We start from the raw sequence: 22,206 nt of genomic DNA on the forward strand, positions 1-22,206 counted from the left end.
GGTGATGACGGTTTGAGAAGGGCGACGTATCGAGGCGGGTGTCCAGCCTGCCAGAACCTCTTCAAGAAGAGCGATACGTCATGACCGACACTACCAACATTGTCCGCCTTCGTCAGCCCGACGCGATTGACGATCCCCTGACCGATATTCTCCGCGCCGGCGCCCGCAAGCTCCTGGCCCAAGCCATCGAAATCGAAGCCGAGGCCTTTCTCGCCAGCATGCGCGATCTGAAGCTGCCGGACGGACGTGAGCGCCTGGTCCGGCACGGGCATGGCCCCGAGCGCACGATCCAGACCGGCATCGGCCCGGTTGAGGTCCGCCGGGTCAAGATCCGCGACCGGGGTGATGTCGGCGGGGACCGCATCAGCTTTTCCTCGGCCATCCTGCCGAAATGGGCGCGGCGCACCAGGAGCCTGGATGCGCTGCTGCCGATCCTCTATCTGCGCGGGCTCTCGACCGGCGACTTCCAGGAGGCACTCTCGGCCTTGCTCGGCAAGGACGCCCCGAACCTGTCGCCGTCCGCTATCACCCGGCTCACCGGCGAATGGCAGGCCGAGTACGAGCGTTGGCAGGCCCGGGACCTGGCAACTCGCCGGTACGTCTACGTCTGGGCCGACGGCGTCTACCTGCAGGCCCGCATGGAGGATCAAGCCGAATGCATCCTGGTGCTGATCGGCGCCACCCCGGAGGGCAAGAAGGAGCTGGTCGGCTTCCGGGCTGGGGTGCGCGAGAGCGCCCAGAGCTGGCGTGAGCTTCTGGTCGAGATCAAACGTCGTGGTTTGACTATCCCGCCCCGGATTGCCGTCGGGGACGGGGCACTCGGCTTCTGGAAGGCGCTCGATGAGCTCTTCCCCGCACGCACGCATCATCAGAGGTGCTGGCTGCACAAGACCGCCAATGTGCTCAACAAGGTGCCCAAGTCCGTACAGCCGGGCATGAAGGCCGCCCTGCGCGAGATTTATCTCGCGCCGACCCGAGCTCAGGCCGAGGTCGCTGTCGATCTGTTTGCCGAGGCCTACCAGGCGCGCTATCCCAAGGCGGTGGAGTGCCTACGCAGGGACCAGCAGGCGCTGCTGGCGTTCTTCGACTGGCCCGCTGAGCACTGGATCCATCTGCGCACGACAAACCCGATCGAAAGTGTGTTTGCGACGGTGCGGCACCGGACCGTGCGCACCAAGGGCGCGTTGTCGCCCACGACCGCTCGGCTGATGGTGTTCAAGCTCATCATGGCGGCTTCGAAAACCTGGCGGCGGCTGATGGGCGAAAACCAGTTGCCGAAGGTGATCGCCGGTGTCAGATTCCAGGATGGCGCCGAGATCCTTCCGACGCCATCACACAACGTCGCCTGATCGGCCCCATCACCTAAATTCCGGCATAACTCGAGCACGAACCCGTTCTGATCCACCGCCCGCCAGAGCCAATGCTTTTCACCAGCAATGGTGATGACGACCTCGTCCAGGTGCCATTTGTCCCCGGGTGCGGGCAGACGCCGACGGATCTGCTTGGCAAAGTCCTGGCCGAATTTCAGCGCTCACTGCCGTAGGGTCTCATGGCTGACCAGGATACCTCGGGCCGCCAGAATCTCCTCGACCATGCGCAGGCTCAAGGGGAACCGGAAGTACAACCAGACAGCATGGCTGATCACTTCAGCCGGGAAGCATGACGGGCATAACGGGGCTGATGGGTCGATCTCATCCCCTACCTATGCCGGCATCCGGTCACCTCCAGGTTAAGCTGACGGTGCCCCCGGGATGCTGTGGGGCGCTGGCTCGAGCAGAAAGATCTGCACAAGGGTGAACCGCTGTTTCCGAGCCGGATCAATCGGCGAAAGCCCATGACGACGCGCCAGTACGCTCGGCTGCTGGCATCCTGGCTTCGTGCGATTGGACACGATCCCTTGGCCTACGGCACGAACTCACTGCGCCGGACCAAAGCCTCGATGATCTATCGCCGAACCGGTAATCTCCGGGCCGTCTAGCTCCTGCTCGGCCACACCAAGATTGAGAGTACCGTGCGGTATCTGGGCATCGACGTTGACGATGCCCTTTTGATTGCAGAACAGGTTGAAATCTAAGCGCAGAGGCGGCCCGGCGACGAGCCGCCTCAGAGTTCACCCAGCATCACGGATGCAACGTCCGGACCTGAGGCTTAAGCAGCCGCGGAACAAACGACCGGTACGTGCCAATCTGAAATGTTCCGGCATCGCAGGGTAAGCATTGTGCGCAGATCAACCCCGGCGACTACTCGCCCCTTCCTTTCAGAACGATGTGACCACCATGGCGACGGCGGCCAGCGCCATCACAGCCGTTGCCGCCCAGCCGATCCCCCTGAGCCAGCCTTTCACAATGAACTCGCCCATCACCTCGTGCCTGGCCGACAGGAGCATCATGATCGCCATCACCGGGACCGCCACGATGCCGTTGATGACCGCGCTCCAGTACAGGGCCGAGATCGGATTCACGGGCGTAAAGTTCAGGACCACGCCCAGCACCGTGGCAATGACGACCATGGCATAGAACGCTTTGGCCTCCATCGGCTGTCGCGCCAGTCCGACCGGCCACTTGCGCGCCTCGCCGATGGCATAGGCGGCGGACCCCGCCAGAACCGGAACCGCCATCAGCCCGGTACCGATCACGCCGAGCGCAAAGATGGTCTCGGCCGCGGCTCCCGCGATCGGCCGCAGCGCCTCCGCCGCCTGGGCCGAGGTCTCGACGTTCGTGACCCCATGGGCATGCAGGGTCGCCGCCGCGGTGATCATGATCGCCAGCGCGATCAGGTTGGAAACCGCCATGCCGGCCAGGGTATCGAGTTGGATGCGCCCAAGGGCCCCCTCCCCCTGCTCGGGTGCCTTGACGAGCGGCTTGCGCCTAGGGACCTCGCGCACGTCCTCCGCCTCCTGGCTCGATTGCCAGAAGAACAGGTATGGGCTGATCGTGGTGCCGAACACTGCCACGATGGTCGTGAGAGAATCTTTGCTCCACGGGTTGGACGGGACCACCAGACGGGTCAGCGCCTCGCCCCAGGACACCTTTACCATGAACAGCGTCGCCACATAGCTGAGCAGGACCAGGGCCAGCCACTTCAGGACTGCCACATAACGTGTGTACTGGAGGAACACTTGGAGGCCCGCCGAGACCGCCGCGAACAGGAGTACGTACAGGAATGCCGGACCGCCGAACACGCGTCGCGTCGCGTCGGCCATGGCACCGAGATCCGCGCCGATGTTGATGATGTTGGCGATCAGCAGCAGCAGCACGATGCTTTGCAGCAGCCAGTTCGGGTAGTACTGGCGCAGGTTCCCGGCGAGGCCCCGGCCGGTCGTGCGTCCGATGCGCCCGCTGATGATCTGGACGGCGCTCATCAGCGGGAAGGTGAGCAGCAGCGTCCAGTTCAAGCCATAGCCGAACTGGGCTCCGGCCTGGCTGTAGGTGGCGATGCCGCTCGGATCGTCGTCGGACGCGCCGGTGATCAGCCCCGGCCCGAGAACCTGGAGAAGACGCGGCTTGCTCGGGCCAACGACGGGGCTTGGAGCCGCTTGGTCCGAGGACCGATCCACGTTGTCCTGCATGCCACGCCTACGCTCACGCTGTCGGGGAGAAACGCCCGACAAGCTTAATCGTTGCACGACACCTGCACTTGACGACGGATCTGCTCTATACGAAGCGCGGATTGGCCCAGCTCCCGGTAAGGCTCCGTCGCAAACCGTTCAGTAACTCAGTTCTGTCTATCCCTCGGGCGAGTTCCGGAGGTTTAGATGTTCAAAGGCCGACATTTCGATCGCTCGGTGATCCTGCTCTGCGTCCGGTGGTACCTCGCCAATAACCTGAGCCTGCGAAATCTCGAGGAGATGAGTGCCGAGCGCGGCACCTCGGTTGACCATGCCACCGTCCATCGTTGGACAGTGCATTATGCTCCGCTTCTGTTGGAGCAATTCAACCGGCGCAAGCGGCCAACCACCGGCAAATGGCACGTGGATGAAACCTACATCAAGGTCCGCGGACGATGGATGTACTTGTACCGCGCCATCGACGGCAACGGTGACACGATCGAATTCTGGTTCAGTGAGCGTCGCAATCTGAGTGCCGCCCAACGCTTCTTGCGCAAGGCGCTGAAGCGGCATGGCCGGCCCGAGCGGATCGTGATCGATGGCAGCCAGACCAACAAAGAAGCGATCCTGTTGTGTGATGCAGAGAGCCGTCTGCAGGACCGCTCAAGATGCCGGCTCAAGCCGATCAGAATCCGGCAGAGCCGCTACTTGAATAACCGGATTGAGCAGGATCATCGCGCGATCAAGCGGCGGATCCGGCCGATGCTCGGGTTCCAATCCGTGGCCACGGCCCGTGTGATCCTCGGCGGCATCGAAATGGTGCACATGATGCGCAAACAGCAGGCGAAGTACGCCTGCAATCTGCGGCCGTCACTCGCGCAGTAGTTTGACCTGCTCGCCGCATAAGCGTTTCACAGAGTCCTAACCTCCTTGGACCATCCAGAATTTGCGACGCAACCTTGATAGGGTCGGGCGTCATCAATTCGGGATGAGAATTAGGCAATATTGCCAACCGGCGCGAGAAGTTCCAAACGGTTGATCCCAAAGTCGACCGCATTCGCATGTCCAGTATTGTCAATCAAAGACACGCGAATTTCGATTTCATCTAAATTATCCCTATCGGATTTGGCGGCGATGAACTTGCACGCTCCAATGGTGCCATTCGCACTGAGAGTTTGGCTTTCACCGACTTGGGTGTTGTTCAATGTCAGCTCAACACGATAGGTCTGACCTGGCACAACTGCAGGGGGGATCGGCTCGATATCAACGCCCAACCCAAAGATTGGAGGGTCGAAGCCAATCTTCAACGTCGTTCCTGGCATCTGATTGGTCGCAATGACGGCTTCACCATCAGTTGCAAAATGTCCATTGAAGCTGAGACCTTGGGTTAGGCGGACGAAACTCGCGTGGTCATTGATTGTGCACCAGCATCGCTTGTTTCCCGAACGGATCCGGGAGAAGCGCAGCACATTCCCGTCACCTGCGATGCCCTTCCAAGCTTGGAAGTCTGCATCCGGATCCGCCGAGATGAGGTTGCGATTAGCCATTGTTGTGATCGCCAAAGGCATCGGAGAGCATCCCTCTTCACGGAACGGGCTTGGGCCGGGGACCGCATTCAACAGTGGCGGGACGTGGCACGACATCAGGCCATGGATCGAGGGGGCCTACCACTGGTCCGGTGCTGGCCGTTGTTTCCAGCGGGCCTGAGCCGTTCAAGAGAAACGGCAAACATGCGAAGTTATTGGGAAGAACCGGGTCGCCAAACACCTTGTTCTCCGGGAAGATGAACTCTCCGAAGGGGGCAACGTACTGTCCGGCTACCAGGCCGTGGGCGAACACGGGAGCCACTGGCACCGGCTGCCCCTCCAATCCGGCTCCGCGCTCGACCCGTGCCAGGAGTTCGCGCGGGGCTCCTCGTAACGTGTTGTCGGCGTCAAAGAGCGCGTTCGCCCGGGCCCCCAGAATAAGGCGGAAGCGCCCGAGGGGTGCCGGTTGGGCGGGGACCGTGTTGAAGAGACGTAGGGAGGTGTCGCCGGTGGTGGCATCGACGTCGATCGCATAAAGTTCGATCCGCCGACTCGGATCAGTGGTGACACCTTCGATCTTCAGGCGATCTTGTGTCTCTTGGGGAAAGGTGACGCCCGGGTTCGCCGGATCGCGCGGCATAAGAGGTCCTTGAGTCCCGATGAGGGAACCCTCAACAAAGACATAGGCTGGATCGGCACCCGGTGCGGTGTAGATACCGACGTTGGCTTCGAGCGTGTGAACCGAGACATAGTCCCCAACCTGATCCCTCGCCAGCGTTCCGGAGAAGGTTACAAAATCACCATCTCTTAACGGTGCCTGCTTGCTAGGATCACAGGCGGGGCATGGCGGGATATCGAAGGCACCGGCCGGAGAACCAGGCAACCCGACGCCACCCATCACGAAGGTCGTAAGGGGTTTTCCGCCTCCACTGAGTGGACGGTTCGCGGCAGGACACTCAGTTGGAACCAAAGCCTGCTGGATGCACATGGGATACCCTGTTCCTGCATGAATCGTCGGATTGGCCTCATCGACCATGAAGCGCTCGTCTGCGTTGGGATCGGGCGGCGCATAGATGCCATGCGGGTCATTGATGCGAATTCGGGTGACGTTAGGGGGCGCAGCAGCGTCTGGATCGGCAACGAGATGAATCTCGCCCTGTGGGGTGATCTCCTTGATGAAGCCTGAGCCAGTGGCGAGGGAGTGCTGGGAAATCCAAACGAGCCCAGCGACGTATTGACCGTTCACGATATTCCCGACGACGGTCGCTTCGTACGAAGACAGCGGAGGCGGTGTGTCATTGAGCGCTAGACCGGAATTGGCACCAGGAGCTTTGGGATTGAGGTCGACGATGTCCTTTGCCGTCAGGTAACGCGCCGGCATCTGAATGATCAGGTTGGAGGGAAGGACCGCCTCCGCGCCATGAACTTTCATCTTGGCTGATGAAAGGGGATTGCTCATGTCGTCGACTGTGAAGCTCTCGATATGCCCAATTAGGGTGAACTGATGCGCCATCTGGGCCGAGGCAGCGCCGGACAGCAATGCGGTCGTTGCTGCGAGAACGAGCATCCTCATGGCGCTTCTCCTTGTGTGTCCGTCACATTTGGTGGCTCTGAGGGGGCGACTTTCAGGTAGATCGGGGGCTGGTCGGCCGCCTTGAGACGTCGCGATGCTACCTCGGTGCTGATCCCGTAGCGGCCGGGGCGCGGAAAGATCCACTCCGTTTCATAGCGGCCATCTCCGAGGTCAGCCGCCCATTTGCGAGCCTGCCACGATCCCGTCGACGAAAAAGCCAGAAGGCGCACGTCCTGCAGGTTACTCACCGGCTGATTGGTTTGCGCATCTATGATCCTGACAACAACCTTGCCGCGCTCCAGTGCTCGTGCGGATGGTGTGCCCACTATCTCGAGGCGGAGGTTCGGACTAAATCCCGGCTTAGCACCCGGCTCGGCCGGTTTTGCTTCGGCCGTAAAGCACGTCACAGCATCGGGCGTGTCGATCATCACAGGGACGTCGTACGTCCCGCCGAAGGGTAAAACGGCTGTCGTTTCATAGACGCCGGGCTCAGTCTCCCGAAAACCCCGCTCAAGGGTCAAGACTCCCTGGACGGTGGGTGAGTAGGTCGGAACCGTGCCCATCGGCGTGTTCATCCCCTCCATATAGTAGTAGGCGACTTTCTCCGCTGGATTAGCGATTAACGCACCATGGCCGTAGGATGTTACAAGACGTGCTCGCGCCGTCGCTTCCTGTCCGGTCATCGAACGCGAAGCCGACTGGACGTTCAGCGGCACGATCCTGCCACGGGTGAGTTCAGCGAGTTCAACCACTGTGAAATGGTCACCGGACAGACCGCGGATGTAGGCGTAATCGTGAGAGAACATAATTTCGACGGGCTGCCGCGCAACAGGCTTGCGGTCGACCAGAGCACCAGAGCCTGCTTCAATCAGCACCATTTCGTTGGCCTCCCGATCGAGGACCACGAGATGGGAACCGTCGGGCGTCGCCGCGAGCGAAAAGATGTGCCCACCTGTTTCAATACGTCCATGACGTTGCAGGCTTCCAGGCTCAAAAACCTCTATCGCCCCCGACCCGACCTTGGCTGCATAGAGGTTGTTGGCGGACCTCGAGTAGGTGAGCACATGCTCACCAGGTTCAAGACTTGTCTGGGCTTTCAAGCTCCGGTCAGCCAAATCTATGACCGACAGTGATTTATCCGATGTAGCCACATGGAGGTGCCTACCCTCCCTGATGCTCAGGGCGACCGGTCCCGATCCGACGGGAATAGGCGTGGGTGGCTCAGCATCTTGCGGGCCTGCGATCGCGACGGAGTTCGTTGCCGACAGGTAAACTGCAAAGCGCCCATCGGGAAGCGGCATAATGCTGGTCGGCAATGTCCCCTTGCCGAACTCCAGCAGGTTCACGACCTGAAAACTGCGCAAGTCAACGACAGCGACTGCACCGTAGATCGGGATACTGACAAAAAGCATTTGGCTGTCGGCTGAGAGCCCCCAATCCCCAGGCGCGCCAGGCAGCGGGATCACACTCTGCATCTGCGTGATCGTGAAATTCACCTGCGGATCAATGACGGCGATCGATCCGCTGCGATCAAGCACGAGGAGGCGGCTTGCGTTGAGATCGACATCCGGGCGGGCGGTAACGCGACCTTGCGTAAAGAGTTGCGCCTTCGCTTTACATGACATCTCTGCGGCAACCTGAGCATTACGCCTGAGCAGCATCCATCCGGCGACGGACTGCCCTGTGATCGGCTGGCCCGTTTTGGCATCAGTGATCCGCAGAACAGCCCGCGCCGGCCTGCCGGCGGTGACGCTCGAGCGATCATCCGAGATCAGATCGAACGATAACGTCATTCTCTCGACGCTTGCCGCTGACTTCGCCGCGTCGTGCGCTTCAGGGTCTATGCGGGATGTTGGGGCGTGACCACCATGTTCATGCGCACTCGGTTGGCTCGCGAGAACGATCTTAGCACCGGTCTCCCCGGCAATTTCCTGACCCGCTGTCACCCAAAGTTCCGCACCGATCAGATTGGAAAGGTCGGACTGGGCCGGGAGAGGAGCAAGCACAGGGCCGGCGGACAAGCCTGCCAGGATTGTCGCGATGATGGGGAGAGGAGAGAGCATTGGCCCACCTCACTCACATACCTGATAGCGCCCAGTTCGTTTATCCAGGACCAGGCCAGACACACACTGCGACGGGTTGAACACACGCATGATGCCCCACTGCCCGCCGCCGAAAGCGAATCCCATAGGCGTACGGTAGAGATAGTCGCCGCTTAGTTTTTGTTGCCCACCCGCACTCGCCAGCAACAAATTGTCGTGTCGCCCCGGCCCAACTGCATTAAGGACGCCAACGCGGTTTTGCGGGCCAGGATCGACCACCTGTACCGTCGAATCTTTGGCCCAGGGATAGTTGACCCAATCGTGGCCTGACACTGCAAAAGAGCCATTGCGCGGATGACCTGAGGGCTGTGCGATCCGGAATCGAACCGGGGTTCCGGTTGCTGCCGTGAAGAGAGGTGTTGAAGGATCACCATGGCCATGCTCGGGTTTGGATGACAGCACATTCACGAAGTTGTAATCCATCATGGATCCCGGATCAGCGGACGGATTCGCGTTCAGCCTCGACCAGAACGGCTCGAGCCGATAATTGAATGCTTTCTGGCCGGAATCCTCGGAATCATCGCCGTTGCGCAGGTTTCCGAGTGGCTCCCCACGATAGTGCACACTGACGTCGTTTTGGTAGAGCAGAACGAACTCTCGGAACGGGCGCTCGCTTGGTGTCGTAACGGTAGCCGCTGCATTGAGGCAGTTGCGCTTGCTGGCATCGTCAACTGTCGCTGCCCCTCGAAGAATATCGCAGTCCGTCCTCCAGATGGCCTCCTGTGGCTCGATGATCAGTGCGCCGATAGTGCCATGAGACGATCCCTTGATCACGTCAGCCAAGTTCTGCAGCCCAATCACACCGAATTCCACCGGTGTAAAAGTTGGTTTGCGGTCCTGCGGCTCCTTCTTCCAGTTGCCGGCGTACCACCGATAGGTAGCGCGGTTGTCCCACAGGTAGGTTCCGTCGGGAGCCGTGACGCTGGCATTGGAGCCGCAGAATTCAAGGCTAACGGATGCGTCACAGGGATAGGCTAAGCTCGACACGTTGGTTCCGACAGCAGAGCCGTCGTTGAGCACGGCGTTTCCTGCCACGAGTTGAGCATGTAAACCGACCGCACGGGATGTCCTGACATCGTTGAAGTTGAGCCCGTCGGTGATCGGAGGCATCATGTTCCAGCTCCAGTGAGCCGGATTTGACAAGTCCTCCTTATCCGCTCCGAGCATATTGGTCAGTTCGAGCTCGATGCATTCACCAGCCCGCGCCCGCAAGATCAGGGGCTCAGGGGTCTTAGCGCCCGATTTCAGGAGCACTAGGTCCGACTGATTTCGCGTCAGGACCGTTTGAGCTGGCGGCCGGGGAGCGTTGCCGATCGCAGGCTGCTGCAGGCTTTCGCTTGCAAGGACATAAATTATTGCACCCGGGTCATGAATATTGCGACGCTCGTGGTAGCGCAGAGAGCCATTCGAGGCGATGTCCCGCAGGCGCCATGCCTCGACTTGGAAAAAACGGCGCGGCAAGGTGGCATCACAGTTGCTCTGGCCGACATTGACCAAGCGATCGACTGCGCCGTTCGAAGGGAGCGGAGCCAGCGCGGGCAGTGGCTCGTCAGCGCCAACAACCCGCAGGATGCCCCATTGCCCATCCCACAAGTTATCACTCGCCGTCGTGCCGTAGAGGTGATCCTTCGTTCGTTGCGGTGACGGGTCTTCGATGTTGACGTTGAATTCAAAATGTTCGGAGATGCCGATGTGCTGTGCGGACCGGTAGCCGCTGTTTGTCGAACCCGGCACTGCAAGCCACTTCATGCCATTCATAAAGAAGATGTGGTTCTCTTCCTGTGCGCCTTGAATCAGTCGAACGTTAACGTCATCCCCTTCCTTCGCTGCCAAGATGGGCGTTGCCGGATCTCCATCCCTGCGAATGCCGGCCGGTTCGTTGCAATTATGGTCAGGCGTATCGACGCAATCGCGCTTGAGATACTGATCGAGGAAGATCCGACGGGTGTCATAGGGTAGATTGTCCGCAACGATCCGCTTGCGGATTTCAGAGTCATCGGCCGCATGGGCGTGGCTCGAAAACACATTCGCCAAGTCGGATCGATCGCAGAGTGTCGAGAGCACCCGGGTCGTGCAGGCATACTGCTCGCCATTTGGCTCCATGCCAGGTTCCGGCTGACACTCGTTTAAGCGTGGATCCCTTACGGCTCTCAGGGAGGCTTCGCAAGCGGCAATGCTTGCCCCATCGGAGGGATTGAAAGGCTTCAAGGACCACTTGCCCGGTGAGTTCTCGCGCCCGACCCGGAGAGGCACTGGCTCGTTGCGGTAGTTCATAAGCTGGCTGCCGGGATCGGAGACGGAGATCCCTTCAGGCCGTGGAAGCGATGAATTGAACACCATCTGAGGGAGGTCGTGATCGAGCCGTCCGGGGGGGTTGATTGGCTTGTTATGCGGCGGTGCCGTGTAGAGCAGCGAGTAGTCAGCGACCGCAACATTGTATTCGCGCGTTGAGACCGGGGGGCGCCCCGGCGCCGTCGGTTCGATGATATTGGCTGCGTACGATGTCGGGCCACCATCCGGACGACCGACAATTGGCTGGCCGTTCTCACCTTGCCCGCCGAACGGCTTGCCAGCGAGGGTCTGCCAGGCCGACCCGTTTGGTTCAACCACGAGAGCCGCATAGAGACCATGCTGCTGGTGGGAGCTCGGCCCGAAATGATCGTGGGTGAACACAGTGCGGATCGTGCGGTCGTGGCCGTCCTGGTTGAGAAGCGGATCCGCCCACCAGCGCTGAATGGTTGATTGAGCACCGCACCAGGGATGTGCGGCCAGTTCCTCTTCAGCCGTCTTCGGGTCAGCCGACAGCGTTTCCGGACATTGACCGCGGGTGTCGCCTGCAAGAGGTCCACCCGCACGGAAGAGGCGATGAGTGAGCGGCTTTAATTCCGCCGTGCCTTTGAACGCGTTGTTGGCGATGATACGTTCCCGGATTTCGTCAGGTGAGAACGTTCCGTCCTCGTAATTCCAGCCGTTTCCGGACCCGTCGGACGAGGTCACATCGAACTTCACGAGATGAATATGCTGGCCAATTGTGTCGGTCGGAGTGAACACTTGAAAATCATCAAGATTGAGGTTGGATGGAATCAGGTTCGTGGCTTCGAAGACAACGCATTCGCCTGAATTGGCCCGGAAGAAGAATGGTTCCGGCGCGCGTGTATGGTCGAGAATAGCCTTGGCATCCTGTTCCAGAGCAATGATGCGGGCCTGAGGATCGTGCCAGCCGTGCTTGTTTACCGGCATGTCGAACTGAAGATAGGTGGCACGATAACGTCGTTCTGGCGGCAGATCCATCCATTTCGATTGATCGTTCGGGTTGTCGTCCTTCCGACCGACATAGAAATTCTGCGGACAGGGATCGGCGAAGGGCGCCCCAGGCTTGGGAGCATACCCGTTCACCCGGAAAAGAATGCGGTTCTGTGGCGTGTCGCAGGTTCCATCGGCAAGGCACGTTGGATATCCCGTCTCAGGAACACCGAATTGGGATCGAGCTATCTTAACCGCATTTGACGCAATACCGTGATGAAAGTCCATCGCAGTCCGCTCTTCCGGCGTCCCGTCAAGGGGTAGCTTGCGAATCCAGGCCTTTGTCAATTTGGCGGCCAGAGAGAATAGTGATGGATCGGCGTTCTGCTCGCGGACACGCGATGCGACGCGATTCGTCTGCCCCATCGGATCGGCTTCTGGAATGCTCGTATCGAAGTATTTCCTTTCGAGGTCGGTTGGGTTTCCACTCGTGTCTTTTCCGAAGAGGGTGGTGCCGGTCTCACGCTCTCCTGCCATGACGACATGGCGCATGAGTGTTTGTGCAGGATCTCCGGCGTAAGCCGAGGGATCGATATCAAGCGGGGCCTGGGGAGGACGATGTCCCGCGATACCCGCGATATAGAACGGGTAACCCTGGAATCCGGAGGTCGGGAGAGGCGGGAGCGGGATGTCGGGCATCGGCACAACAGCTGGATTCGGCGTGCCGCCGGCAATCTCACCGTCTGGCAACCACCGGTCGCGAGTTCCTGCCTCGAAGACGTCGTGCGTGCGCCAGAGCTCCCACATGCCTTGGGCGAAGTGCGGATAGAGATGGCAGTGAAAGATGGAATCTCCCGGAGTCAGGTTCCGGTTGCCGGAACCGCCGTAATGAACTTCGTACGTAAAAGATGCTCCAGGAGAGATCGTTTGAGAGTCGAGATAAACCGAGTTGGGATCATGCCAGTCTTGCGTCCACTGGTGTGCGTGAAGATGAAAGACGTGGGTTTCCTTCGGTCCAGCGTGGAGGTTTCGGAACCGCACGGCGTCACCTAGATAGGAATGATGCACGTTGGACGGATCGTCCGGATACAGGGCACGAACAGCTCTATTGTTCTCATCTCGTTCGACAACAAGCGCAGGATCCCCCATAGCCCAGGAGGTGAGGAAGAACTCTTCAAGCTTGCACTCGGTGCAATTCCGAGCCGGACCCACACCAGCACGATTCGCAAGGACCATTGCTCCAAGACCGGCAGAGCCGTAATTGATGCCCATCCCGTCTTTGAGGGCGCTGATTGGGTTCTGTTCGTCATCAAGCTGATGAAAAGCCTGGATCGCCGTGATTTCGTCATGGAAGATGACTGTGAACTCGCGAAACGGAACACCGCAACTCGAGCCCGGGCTAGTGATGACACCGCAATTTTCGCCTTGCTCTCGCGGATCGATGATAGCGTTGATATCACTGTGGATCAGTTCCCACGCCGCATCCGGTGCGTCTGAAAGCTTAAGCATAGACAGGATCGGCACTCCCTGGGAATCGAGAGCACCATAGTTGATCTGAGGGGTACCATGCGCGGACGTGCCCGTGGTTGCCGACTTGAGTTGATCACCCGTCACTTGGGACCGATACCAGCTCGATCCTTGCGGTTCGACATTGATCGATCCAAATAGGCCCAGACCGAGCTGCCCGCCGTCTCCCTCCCCGCCGGCGGGTGCGGCCATTGAGTGGAGAAGGTAACCGCCCTCCTGTTTCGCGATCCAGGTATAGGTCCTGGTTTCCCCCGGTGCCGCGAGGGAGGAGAAATTGAAGCCCACATTCGTGCCATCGGACACCACTGAGCCGGACAGCTCCAAGCCATTGACGTGTATTGATGCTGAGCGCGTGGCAGGTTCGTCGGAGTCAATGGAGATGGTTCTGCCGGTTTCGGGATCAATGACATGCTCTTCCCCGTCCCGGCCGGGACTGAGGAGGTTCGTAAAGACAACCTTCAGGCAGTCTCCGGCATTCACGCGTAGAACGAGCGGTCTTGGGCGCTTGTCCGGTCGCAATCGGACATGACCGGCAAGACGGCGTTCATCGCTCGGGGAGCCAGGTTTCAGCGAAATTGGATCGCCGTCTCTGGGATGAGTGCTCCGCTCCATCTGGTCAGCGTTATCGGTCACTCGGGCTTCATCGTAGTCTTGACTTACAACAACATCGCGGCGCAGCGCGTAAAGCATGCCCCCAGGATTGAAGCTCCCAAACCTGTCATAGTAATAGACCTGCTCGAGTGCCACGACGTAGGCTGTGACAGTATTGTCGGGTTGGCAAACGACCTCGGACCGAGATGGGCCACTGGATACGCCTTTCTGAGATTGCCCAGCTGTAGCGGCGACCCCAGCTTCAAATGAGCTAAATCCAAATAGAAAGAGACTGCTGACAAGCAAAGGGAGAGAGCGACAGAACATGGAGAACTCTCCATTCTGGCCGAATAGCCCCGACGGAATCAGATTAATGATCTTGCGGTCCTATTTTGTGTATAGGGTCCGCTAAGTTATTGGTATTGTCAACGCGTGAATTAGCGCTTTTACTTTAGGATAGTTCCGGCAGGTGCGCGGCGGCACAGATGAGGGTCCTCGCGGGATCCGTTCCTCTTTGGACATCGGCATCACTAACCGAGCATAGCCATATCAGAGACGAGGTCAGTTGGCTTCGCAAACCCTCGCCATCGACAGAATTTCCGCGAGAGGGGCATGTAAACCCCTATACGGCGAGCCGATCAAACTGCTCGCCCAGCGACAGTTGAATCTTGCAGGCGTACTTCGCCTGCTGTTTGCGCATCATGTGCACCATCTCGATGCCGCCGAGGATCACACGGGCCGTGGCCGCGGATTGGAACCCGAGCATCGGCCGGATCCGCCGCTTGATCGCCCGGTGATCCTGCTCAATTCGATTGTTCAAGTAGCGGCTCTGCCGGACCCGGATCGGCTTCAGCTGGCGACTTGAGCGATCCTGCAGACGGCTCCCTGCATCACGCGACAGGATCTCCTCGCGATTGGTTTGACTGCTGTCGATCACAATCCTCTCAGGTCGGCCGTGCCGCTTAAGCGCCTTGCGCAGAAATCGCTTCGCGGCCGTGGGGCTGCGCCGCTCGCTGAACCAGAATTCGACAATATCGCCGTTGTTGCCGATTGCACGGTAGAGATACGGCCACTGGCCTCGGACTTCGCCGTAGTCTCATCAATGTGGCATCTGCCAGTCACGGCCCTTTTGCGCCGGTTAAAGCGCTCCAGCAATTCGGGCTAATAACGTATAACCCATCTGTGCACCGTCGCGTGGTCAACCGAGATGTCGCGCTCGGCACTCATCTCCTCGAGATTTCTCAGGCTCAGATTGTAGGCCAGATACCACCGCACACACAGCAGGATCACTGAGCGATCAAAATGTCTGCCCTTGAAGACGCTACTCTCCATCCCTAAAGCAAGGGAGCAGTAGGTAAAACTCTGTAACAAACGGTTCGCAACGAAACCGGAATGCCGCGTTGTCTTAACCAAGCGGATCGACGCCTTCGGTGATGTCACAATGCCTGGTACAAAAATCTGACACTAGCTAGGAGAGCTCGACTGTGGCGTTCTCCGACAAACCTCGCACGCGTCGGCCCCGATTCCATGATCTGCCAAAATCGCTTCGAAGGGCGCAGGCCTGTGGACTGCGTAGCCCTGGGCGAAAGTGATCCCTAAGGACGAGACCAATTCGAAGGCCGCCTGATCCTCGACAAACTCAGCAACCGTCTGCGCGCCGAGTTCTTGCGCAATCTGGTGAATGGATTTGACGATGTAGCGATCCACCGCATTCGTCGTCATGTTTCGAACGAAGCTTCCGTCGATTTTGACGATATCGACCGGGAATTGGCGCAGGTAGTTGAACGAACTCAGGCCAACGCCGAAATCATCCAGCGCAATCTGGCATCCCATCTCCCGCAGCCTACCGACTGTGGTGGCTGCCACGGCCATATTGCTGACCAAGGCCGTTTCCGTGATCTCGAAGACCAGGATCTCTGGCGCGACACCGGTATCTTCAAGAGTCTCAAGCACGTAAGCTACGAATGAAGTATCGCCGATCGAGGTTGCCGACAGGTTGAGGTGGATCTGGGTATCGCGCTCAAGGCAGCCTGCCCGTCCAATAAAGGTCAGCGCTTCCTGTACGACCCACCGGTCGATTGCCCCAATGAGATCATACCGTTCCGCTGCCGGTATAAAGACGGAGGGCGGGACGATCGACCCATCTCTGTCCACCATCCGCACCAGAACCTCATACCGTTCCTGGGTCGTATCCGCACACGCGACAATCCTCTGAGCAAACAGCCGCAACCGGCCCTCTTCTATGGCGAGTTTGATTCCGGCAGCGACAGCGATCTCGCGATGGCGTTCGACAGCTTCGCTCTGCTCGGGGCGGTATAGGCTGACCCGGTTCCGACCTGCCATCTTGGCCGTCAGGCAGGCGACATCCGCCTGAGCCAGGACAGCGCTTGGGGAAAGGGTGCTGGGCGTAATTTCGGTCACCCCGATGCTGGCCCCGACGCTATAGCTGCGACCATCCCAAGGGAACTGGATAGCACTGGCCGCGGTATGGAGGCCCTCAAGGATCACTGTCGCATCATCAAGGGAACAACCGAGCAGGATGATGCCAAACTCATCCCCGCCGAGCCGGCCGATGACATCGCCTTCGCGGAGGTAATTAGGCAAGGCTCCTGCCACACCCCGCAACAGGGCGTCACCGGCGACATGGCCGGCGGAATCGTTAATCATCTTCAGCCGGTCGAGATCCACAAAGGCCAGGGCATGCTTGACGCCGGTGTTACGGCTTTCCGCGAGAGCCTCTTCGAGCTTCTGCTCGAAGGCTGAGCGATTCAGAAGACCGGTTAGTTCGTCATGGGTTGCGTTGTATCTGAGCCGCTCCTCGGCCTCGCGCCGGGCTGTAATGTCCTGGTATTGCACGATCATGTAGGCGGGCTTGCCTGCCTCGTCCCGCAGGAGAGAGGCAGACCTGAGGACCCAGACTTCCGCACCATCTTTGCGCACCAAGCGCCGTTCGCTCTCGACGACGTCGATCTCTCCTCTCAAGAGCGGGCCATCATCTGGTGGATCGTCATCCGGAGGCGTCAGGTCGGCGGCCGTCTTGGACAGCATCTCCCCTTCGGAAAATCCGAACAGCCGACAAAAGGCCGAGTTGACCGTGAACACGGTTCCGTCGAGGTGCAGAAGCGCCGTTCCGATGCCCGCTCCCTTCATGGCCCCACGGAACAGTGCTTCGTTATGCAACGCCTCTTGGTGCGCGGCTCGCCTCCACCGGAACTCCCGCCGCAGGCTCAGAGCCAGGGCGATCATGGCCCCGGTCAAGGCTAGCACGATGCCGCCGATCGCCAGGGCTCGGCTCCACCAGGCGGCATAGACATCCTGCAGGGAGCGTCCTACGCTGATCGTCAAGGGGAAATCCCCGACTTGAGTGAACGTGTAGAGCCGCGGAACTCCATCGATTGGCGAGGAACTGGCCTCGAACGATCCTGAACGCACCTTCGGATAATGACGATAAAGCTCCGCCCCGCTCATATCCATGGCGAGATGCTTCTCGTTGAATGGCTCGCGCACGAGGACCTTTCTGTCCGCTCTCATGAGCGACATGGAGCCATTCGGTCCAAGGTCCATCCTACGGAACAGATCGATGAAGTAGTCCAGACCCAGGCCGACATACGCGACTCCAGCGAACCGGCCATCTGGGTAGGAGAGCCGCCGACTGAACACGAGGCCCCACCCAAGACCGACCGGGCTCTTGATGGGGAGCGAAATGTAGAGCCCTACATCCGGACGATCGCGATGAACGGTGAAGTACTGGTTCTGTGCGACGTTAATGATATCCGGATCCATGAAACGGGAGTGATACCGTAGCCTCCCGGTTTCATCGACGACGGCGATGGCGGCGAAGTATTGCGCCGTGGCAACCTGATCGAACAGCAACTGGCGCTGAAGATCAGAAGCCAGCCCAGCGAACCCGGGCTGATTGACCCGGTCGATAACCTTTTGGATCGTCAGATCGATGATCTCGATATTGCGGGAGATGTCGCGGCTCACCGACGCAACAAGATTGCCTGCAGCCGCCCTCGCCTGGTCAAAGGCGTTCCCCCGTTCATCGTAAACGAGGACCGCGCAGAACAAGTTGAAGACCGCGGCCAGAACCAGAACGTTCAGGACCGGGTTGCGAGCAAGCAGGTTCTTACACCAGGAAATGGAGATCACGAGGCAATTTCTTGGTGAGGGGCATCGGGCGGGACTTCAACGATATCTGTGTATTACAGGCCACAATCTGGCCCTGATCAGAATAAGCCAGAGAAGCCTCTGGAAATCCATTCGACAAAGGAACCGGGGTAGATGATCGTGCGAGGATCGCACCCGGTGAGAACCTAAGTCTGAATCCGCACCGAAGCTTTGACCCCTCGCAAGGGAAGCGCAACGCCTTGGTGAAGCGACACAAAACTGAAATCCGGCGGGGTCACAATCGGCGCCGATGATGACCCCGCCGACGCTACGAATTCGTTAGCAACATTGTGTGCGTGGCGGCAGTCGGCTCAAGGGTCCGTTTTCGATGCGGATTCACAGCAATCAACCGCGAACATCTCTTGGGGCAGACGGGGAGCGCCTTGATCGGCATCTCTGCCCGAGGCATAAATGACGGCACGATAGATGAGGACTGATATGTACCGCCGCCACCTTGCCGCACGAATGCGCAGGCCCGACCAGCAGGAGACTGGCCGGAGGGGGTAGCGTGCGCCTGATCGCCCGCGCGTAAGCGTCGGAACCCGAGCCCTCCCGCTGCTGGAGGGCTTTTTCGTGCCCCGGGACCCGACGCATTCACCGCGAACATACCCGAGGAGGGTACCATGGCGAAGGCACTCATCACCTCCGCATTGCCGTACATCAACGGCATCAAGCATCTCGGCAACCTGGCAGGCTCGCTGCTGCCCGCCGACATTCACGCCCGCTATCGCCGCCAGATCGGCGACGATGTCCTGTTCATCTGCGCCACCGACGAGCACGGCACCCCGGCCGAACTGGGGGCTGCCGAGGCCGGTCTCGAGGTCTGGGAATACTGTGATCGGCAGCATCTCATCCAGGCCGACATTTACCGCCGCCTGAACCTGTCGTTCGATCATTTCGGGCGCTCGTCCTCGCCTCAGAACCACGCTCTTACCCAGCATCTCTTCCAACGCCTTGAGGAGAATGGGTTTATCGAGGAGCGGGTTCTCCACCAGTTCTATTCGCACGAGGACGGCCGCTTCCTGCCGGACCGCTACGTCGTCGGCACCTGTCCGCACTGCGGATCCACGCGGGCGCGGGGAGACCAGTGCGAGAGCTGCACGAAGACCCTGGACCCGACCGATCTCATCAATCCCCGATCGGCCATTTCCGGCAGTACGGATCTCGAGGTTCGTCCCACTCGCCATCTCTTCCTGAATCAGACGGCCCTTGTTGAGGATCTCGAGCAATGGATCGCGACCAGGTCGGGGTGGCCAGCGCTCGTGACGTCAATCGCCCGGAAATGGCTCGACGAGGGTCTCCAGGACCGGTGCATCACCCGCGATCTCTCATGGGGTGTTCCGGTTCCGAAGCCCGGCTACGAGAGCAAGGTGTTCTATGTCTGGTTCGACGCGCCCATCGCCTACATTGCCACGGCCCAGGAATGGTCCGACTGCGATCCGGGGCAGCGCGACTGGCGGAAATGGTGGTGGCAGGCCGAGGATGTCGAGTATCTCCAATTCCTCGGCAAGGACAACGTGCCGTTCCATGCCGTGAGCTTTCCATGCACTCTGATCGGTTCAGGCGAGCCGTGGAAAACCGTCGATGTCATCAAGGGCGTGAACTGGCTCACCTTCGAAGGTGGCAAGTTCTCGACGAGCGAGCAGAGGGGCGTCTTCCTCGATCAGGCGCTCGATCTGCTGCCAGCGGACTACTGGCGCTGGTGGCTGGCGGCCAATGCTCCCGAGGGAACGACACGGACTTTGCCTTCGCCCGTTTCGTGCAGGACGTGAACAACGACCGTGCTGATAACTTCGGCAATCTGGTCAACCGGACGCTTGCCTTCGTCGTCTCCCGTTTCCAGGGGACGGTGCCCGAGGGCGGGGTCCCGTCCGAGCCGGAGAGCCGGTTGGAGCGGGAGTTGGAGCAGCATCTCAATGCCCTCAGGCACTACCACGCAAGCTGCTCCCTGCGGAAGGCGGCGGACGAGGTCCGGGCGATCTGGCGGCTTGCAAACGGCTATCTTGCGGCTCAGGCACCGTGGGTGACGTTCCGCACCGACCCCGAGCGGTGCCGGGTCGCGGTGAGGACGGCCATCAACCTCGTCGGGATCTGTGCCACGGTCGCTTGGCCATTCATTCCGAACGCGGCCGAGACGGTTCTGAGAGCCTTGGGCCGTCAACCAGGTGTTCCCGCTTGGCCCGAGCCGGTTGCCGCCTCTCTGCGTTCCGTCGGGACAGGACGTACGATCCAGGCGCCACCGCCCCTCTTCCGGAAGCTCACGCAGGACTGGGCCGAAGAGCAGCGGAACAGGTCCGGAGGAAGCGATAAAGATAGATAATGTCACGGGACTTCGTGCGCCCCGCGGTCCAATCAAAAGCCCGCTTCCGGCCCCAGGCTTGGCGTTGTGTCGGTCGGGTAGACGGGCTTGACGACGCAAAATCCCGTTCCTACCTTGATGAGCGCCAAGGCTCAGACGAGCTTGGCACACGGGCGCCGGCGGTGTCCGGCGCTCTCGGATCCATGTTGCTCTAAGAGGATGTGGCTATGAGAACTTTCGACTTCTCCCCCCTGTACCGCTCGACGGTCGGATTCGACCGCCTGTTTGACATGCTCGATCAGACCGCCCGGGTCGAGCCCATGACCAACTGGCCGCCTTACAATATCGAGAAAGTGGGCGACGACCAGTACCGGATCACCATGGCGGTGGCCGGTTTCTCCCCGGATGAGATCGAACTCACCCAGCACGGCTCCGCCCTCCGGGTGACGGGACACAAGGGTTCCGAGGAGGACAGGCAATATCTGCATCGCGGCATCGCCACCCGCGCCTTCAAGCAGACGTTCAACCTCGCTGACCACGTCAAGGTGACGGGCGCGAGCCTGGAGAACGGGCTGCTCACGGTCGACCTGGTGCGCGAGGTGCCGGAGGCCTTGAAGCCACGCCGGATCGAGATCGCCACGAACAATCAGCCTGTGATGGCGCAGGATAACGCGAAGCAGATCGAGCACGAACCACAGGGGACCAGGGCCGCGTAAGCGAGCTGGCAGCAAGAAGTAGCCTCGGGCGCCTCCTGCCCGAGGCTGGACTGTTGGCAGAACTCAGGAGGGATCGATGCAACAAACCTTCAGAGACGACATCGCGAGCGAGCTCACGTTTCCCCGTCACAGACCCAGCCGGTACTGTCAAGTTGGTGACGGGCGGGGTGTATGGCAGGATCGCGGGCATGAGCACGACACCCAATCCCTACCGCGGCTTCCGTTTTCTGGCCGAAATCATCAACCAGGCAGTTTGGCTCTATCACTGCTTCAGCCTGAGCCTGCGGGAGGTCGAGTTGATCCTCGCGGCACGAGGTATCGTAGTCAGCTACGAGACCATCCGCGAGTGGAGCCTGCGCTTTGGACGAGCCTATGCCAAGACCCTTAAGCGACGCCGGCCGAAGACCGGTGACAAATGGTTTCTGGACGAGGTGTTTGTCCGCATCCGAGGCAAACTGCACTACCTGTGGCGGGCGGTCGACCAGCACGGGAACGTGCTTGACGTTCTGGTCCAGAGCCGCCGTAACACGAGGGCGGCCAAGCGCTTCTTTCGAAAGCTGCTGAAGGGGTTGTGCTATGTGCCGAGGGTGATTGTGACGGATAAACTCGGATCCTATCGTGCCGCCAAACGCGAGATCCTGCCGGGCGTTGAACATCGGCAGAGCCGATACCAGAACAACCGTTGTGAGGTCTCGCACCAACCCACCCGACGGCGCGAACGTCACATGCGGCGGTTCAAGTCAGCCCGGCAGGCCCAGCAGTTTCTCTCTGTTCACACTCCGATCCACAATCACTTCCAACTCCGCCGCCATCGCCTCTCCGCCAGCGAGTATCGCGCTGCCCGGGATCGCGCCTTTGCCACATGGCGCGATGCGATGGGTGCTGCCCTGGCAGGCTAACGTAGGATGGCCT

Annotated in this window: 10 protein-coding genes and 4 pseudogenes; 6 read left to right on the top strand and 8 right to left on the bottom strand. The window is 60.0% G+C overall.

Translation table 11 applies throughout. The features are described 5' to 3' along the window. Positions 1-80: 80 nt before the first annotated feature. On the top strand, positions 81-1,349 hold the full coding sequence (locus RE429_RS30235; RefSeq protein ID WP_414475993.1) for an IS256 family transposase: 1,269 nt from the start codon (positions 81-83) through the stop codon (positions 1,347-1,349). A 35-nt stretch (positions 1,350-1,384) separates the two neighbouring features. Here the strand turns inward: RE429_RS30235 and RE429_RS30240 are convergent. After that, positions 1,385-1,695 (bottom strand): annotated as a pseudogene (locus RE429_RS30240) (IS6 family transposase); the annotation flags it as partial. A 52-nt stretch (positions 1,696-1,747) separates the two neighbouring features. Here RE429_RS30240 and RE429_RS30245 point away from each other — a divergent pair. Next, positions 1,748-2,074: pseudogene (locus RE429_RS30245) on the top strand (tyrosine-type recombinase/integrase); the annotation flags it as partial. 183 nt (positions 2,075-2,257) lie between these two features. Here the strand turns inward: RE429_RS30245 and RE429_RS30250 are convergent. Next, on the bottom strand, positions 2,258-3,568 hold the full coding sequence (locus tag RE429_RS30250) for an NRAMP family divalent metal transporter (protein WP_414475994.1): 1,311 nt from the start codon (positions 3,566-3,568) through the stop codon (positions 2,258-2,260). A gap of 186 nt (positions 3,569-3,754) precedes the next feature. On the opposite strand from RE429_RS30250, the gene RE429_RS30255 reads away from it, so the two are divergent. After that, entirely contained in the window at positions 3,755-4,432 is a 678-nt protein-coding gene (locus RE429_RS30255) for an IS6 family transposase (protein ID WP_414475995.1), read from the top strand. A 110-nt stretch (positions 4,433-4,542) separates the two neighbouring features. Here RE429_RS30255 and RE429_RS30260 read toward each other — a convergent pair whose 3' ends face one another. The 6 genes and pseudogenes from RE429_RS30260 to RE429_RS30285 all read right to left on the bottom strand — a co-directional run bounded on the left by RE429_RS30260 (position 4,543) and on the right by RE429_RS30285 (position 18,261). Then, positions 4,543-5,115 (bottom strand): hypothetical protein, encoded by a 573-nt coding sequence (locus RE429_RS30260; protein ID WP_414475996.1) that lies wholly within the window; start codon positions 5,113-5,115, stop codon positions 4,543-4,545. Positions 5,116-5,131: 16 nt separating this feature from the next. After that, positions 5,132-6,646, bottom strand: a complete 1,515-nt coding sequence (locus tag RE429_RS30265) for a hypothetical protein (RefSeq protein ID WP_414475997.1) — start codon at positions 6,644-6,646, stop codon at positions 5,132-5,134. After that, the gene (locus RE429_RS30270; protein WP_414475998.1) at positions 6,643-8,709 is read right to left on the bottom strand and encodes a YncE family protein; all 2,067 of its coding nucleotides are present in this window, start codon (positions 8,707-8,709) and stop codon (positions 6,643-6,645) included. Before RE429_RS30270 ends, RE429_RS30265 begins: the two co-directional genes overlap by 4 nt. 9 nt (positions 8,710-8,718) lie before the next feature. Beyond that, the gene (locus RE429_RS30275; RefSeq protein WP_414475999.1) at positions 8,719-14,265 is read right to left on the bottom strand and encodes a multicopper oxidase domain-containing protein; all 5,547 of its coding nucleotides are present in this window, start codon (positions 14,263-14,265) and stop codon (positions 8,719-8,721) included. A 466-nt stretch (positions 14,266-14,731) separates the two neighbouring features. Further along, a pseudogene (locus RE429_RS30280) lies at positions 14,732-15,441 on the bottom strand (IS6 family transposase). 132 nt (positions 15,442-15,573) lie between these two features. Then, positions 15,574-18,261, bottom strand: a complete 2,688-nt coding sequence (locus RE429_RS30285; RefSeq protein ID WP_414476000.1) for an EAL domain-containing protein — start codon at positions 18,259-18,261, stop codon at positions 15,574-15,576. Positions 18,262-18,902: 641 nt separating this feature from the next. On the opposite strand from RE429_RS30285, the pseudogene metG reads away from it, so the two are divergent. The 3 genes and pseudogenes from metG to RE429_RS30300 all read left to right on the top strand — a co-directional run bounded on the left by metG (position 18,903) and on the right by RE429_RS30300 (position 22,193). Next, a pseudogene (gene metG / locus RE429_RS30290) lies at positions 18,903-20,599 on the top strand (methionine--tRNA ligase). Positions 20,600-20,805: 206 nt separating this feature from the next. Further along, entirely contained in the window at positions 20,806-21,294 is a 489-nt protein-coding gene (locus RE429_RS30295; RefSeq protein ID WP_414476001.1) for an Hsp20 family protein, read from the top strand. A 188-nt stretch (positions 21,295-21,482) separates the two neighbouring features. Beyond that, a complete protein-coding gene (locus RE429_RS30300; RefSeq protein ID WP_414476002.1) occupies positions 21,483-22,193 on the top strand; it encodes an IS6 family transposase in 711 nt (236 codons plus the stop codon). Positions 22,194-22,206 lie beyond the last annotated feature (13 nt).

Source organism: Microvirga sp. M2, from assembly GCF_047497095.1.
In the GTDB taxonomy this organism is placed as follows: Bacteria; Pseudomonadota; Alphaproteobacteria; order Rhizobiales; family Beijerinckiaceae; genus Microvirga.

Bases quoted from the DNA above. Each gene is read 5' to 3' on its own strand.
- RE429_RS30235 (WP_414475993.1), top strand. From the start codon at position 81: ATGACCGACACTACCAACATTGTCCGCCTTCGTCAGCCCGACGCGATT.
- RE429_RS30250 (WP_414475994.1), bottom strand. From the start codon at position 3,568: ATGCAGGACAACGTGGATCGGTCCTCGGACCAAGCGGCTCCAAGCCCC.
- RE429_RS30255 (WP_414475995.1), top strand. From the start codon at position 3,755: ATGTTCAAAGGCCGACATTTCGATCGCTCGGTGATCCTGCTCTGCGTC.
- RE429_RS30260 (WP_414475996.1), bottom strand. From the start codon at position 5,115: ATGCCTTTGGCGATCACAACAATGGCTAATCGCAACCTCATCTCGGCG.
- RE429_RS30265 (WP_414475997.1), bottom strand. From the start codon at position 6,646: ATGAGGATGCTCGTTCTCGCAGCAACGACCGCATTGCTGTCCGGCGCT.
- RE429_RS30270 (WP_414475998.1), bottom strand. From the start codon at position 8,709: ATGCTCTCTCCTCTCCCCATCATCGCGACAATCCTGGCAGGCTTGTCC.
- RE429_RS30295 (WP_414476001.1), top strand. From the start codon at position 20,806: ATGAGAACTTTCGACTTCTCCCCCCTGTACCGCTCGACGGTCGGATTC.
- RE429_RS30300 (WP_414476002.1), top strand. From the start codon at position 21,483: ATGAGCACGACACCCAATCCCTACCGCGGCTTCCGTTTTCTGGCCGAA.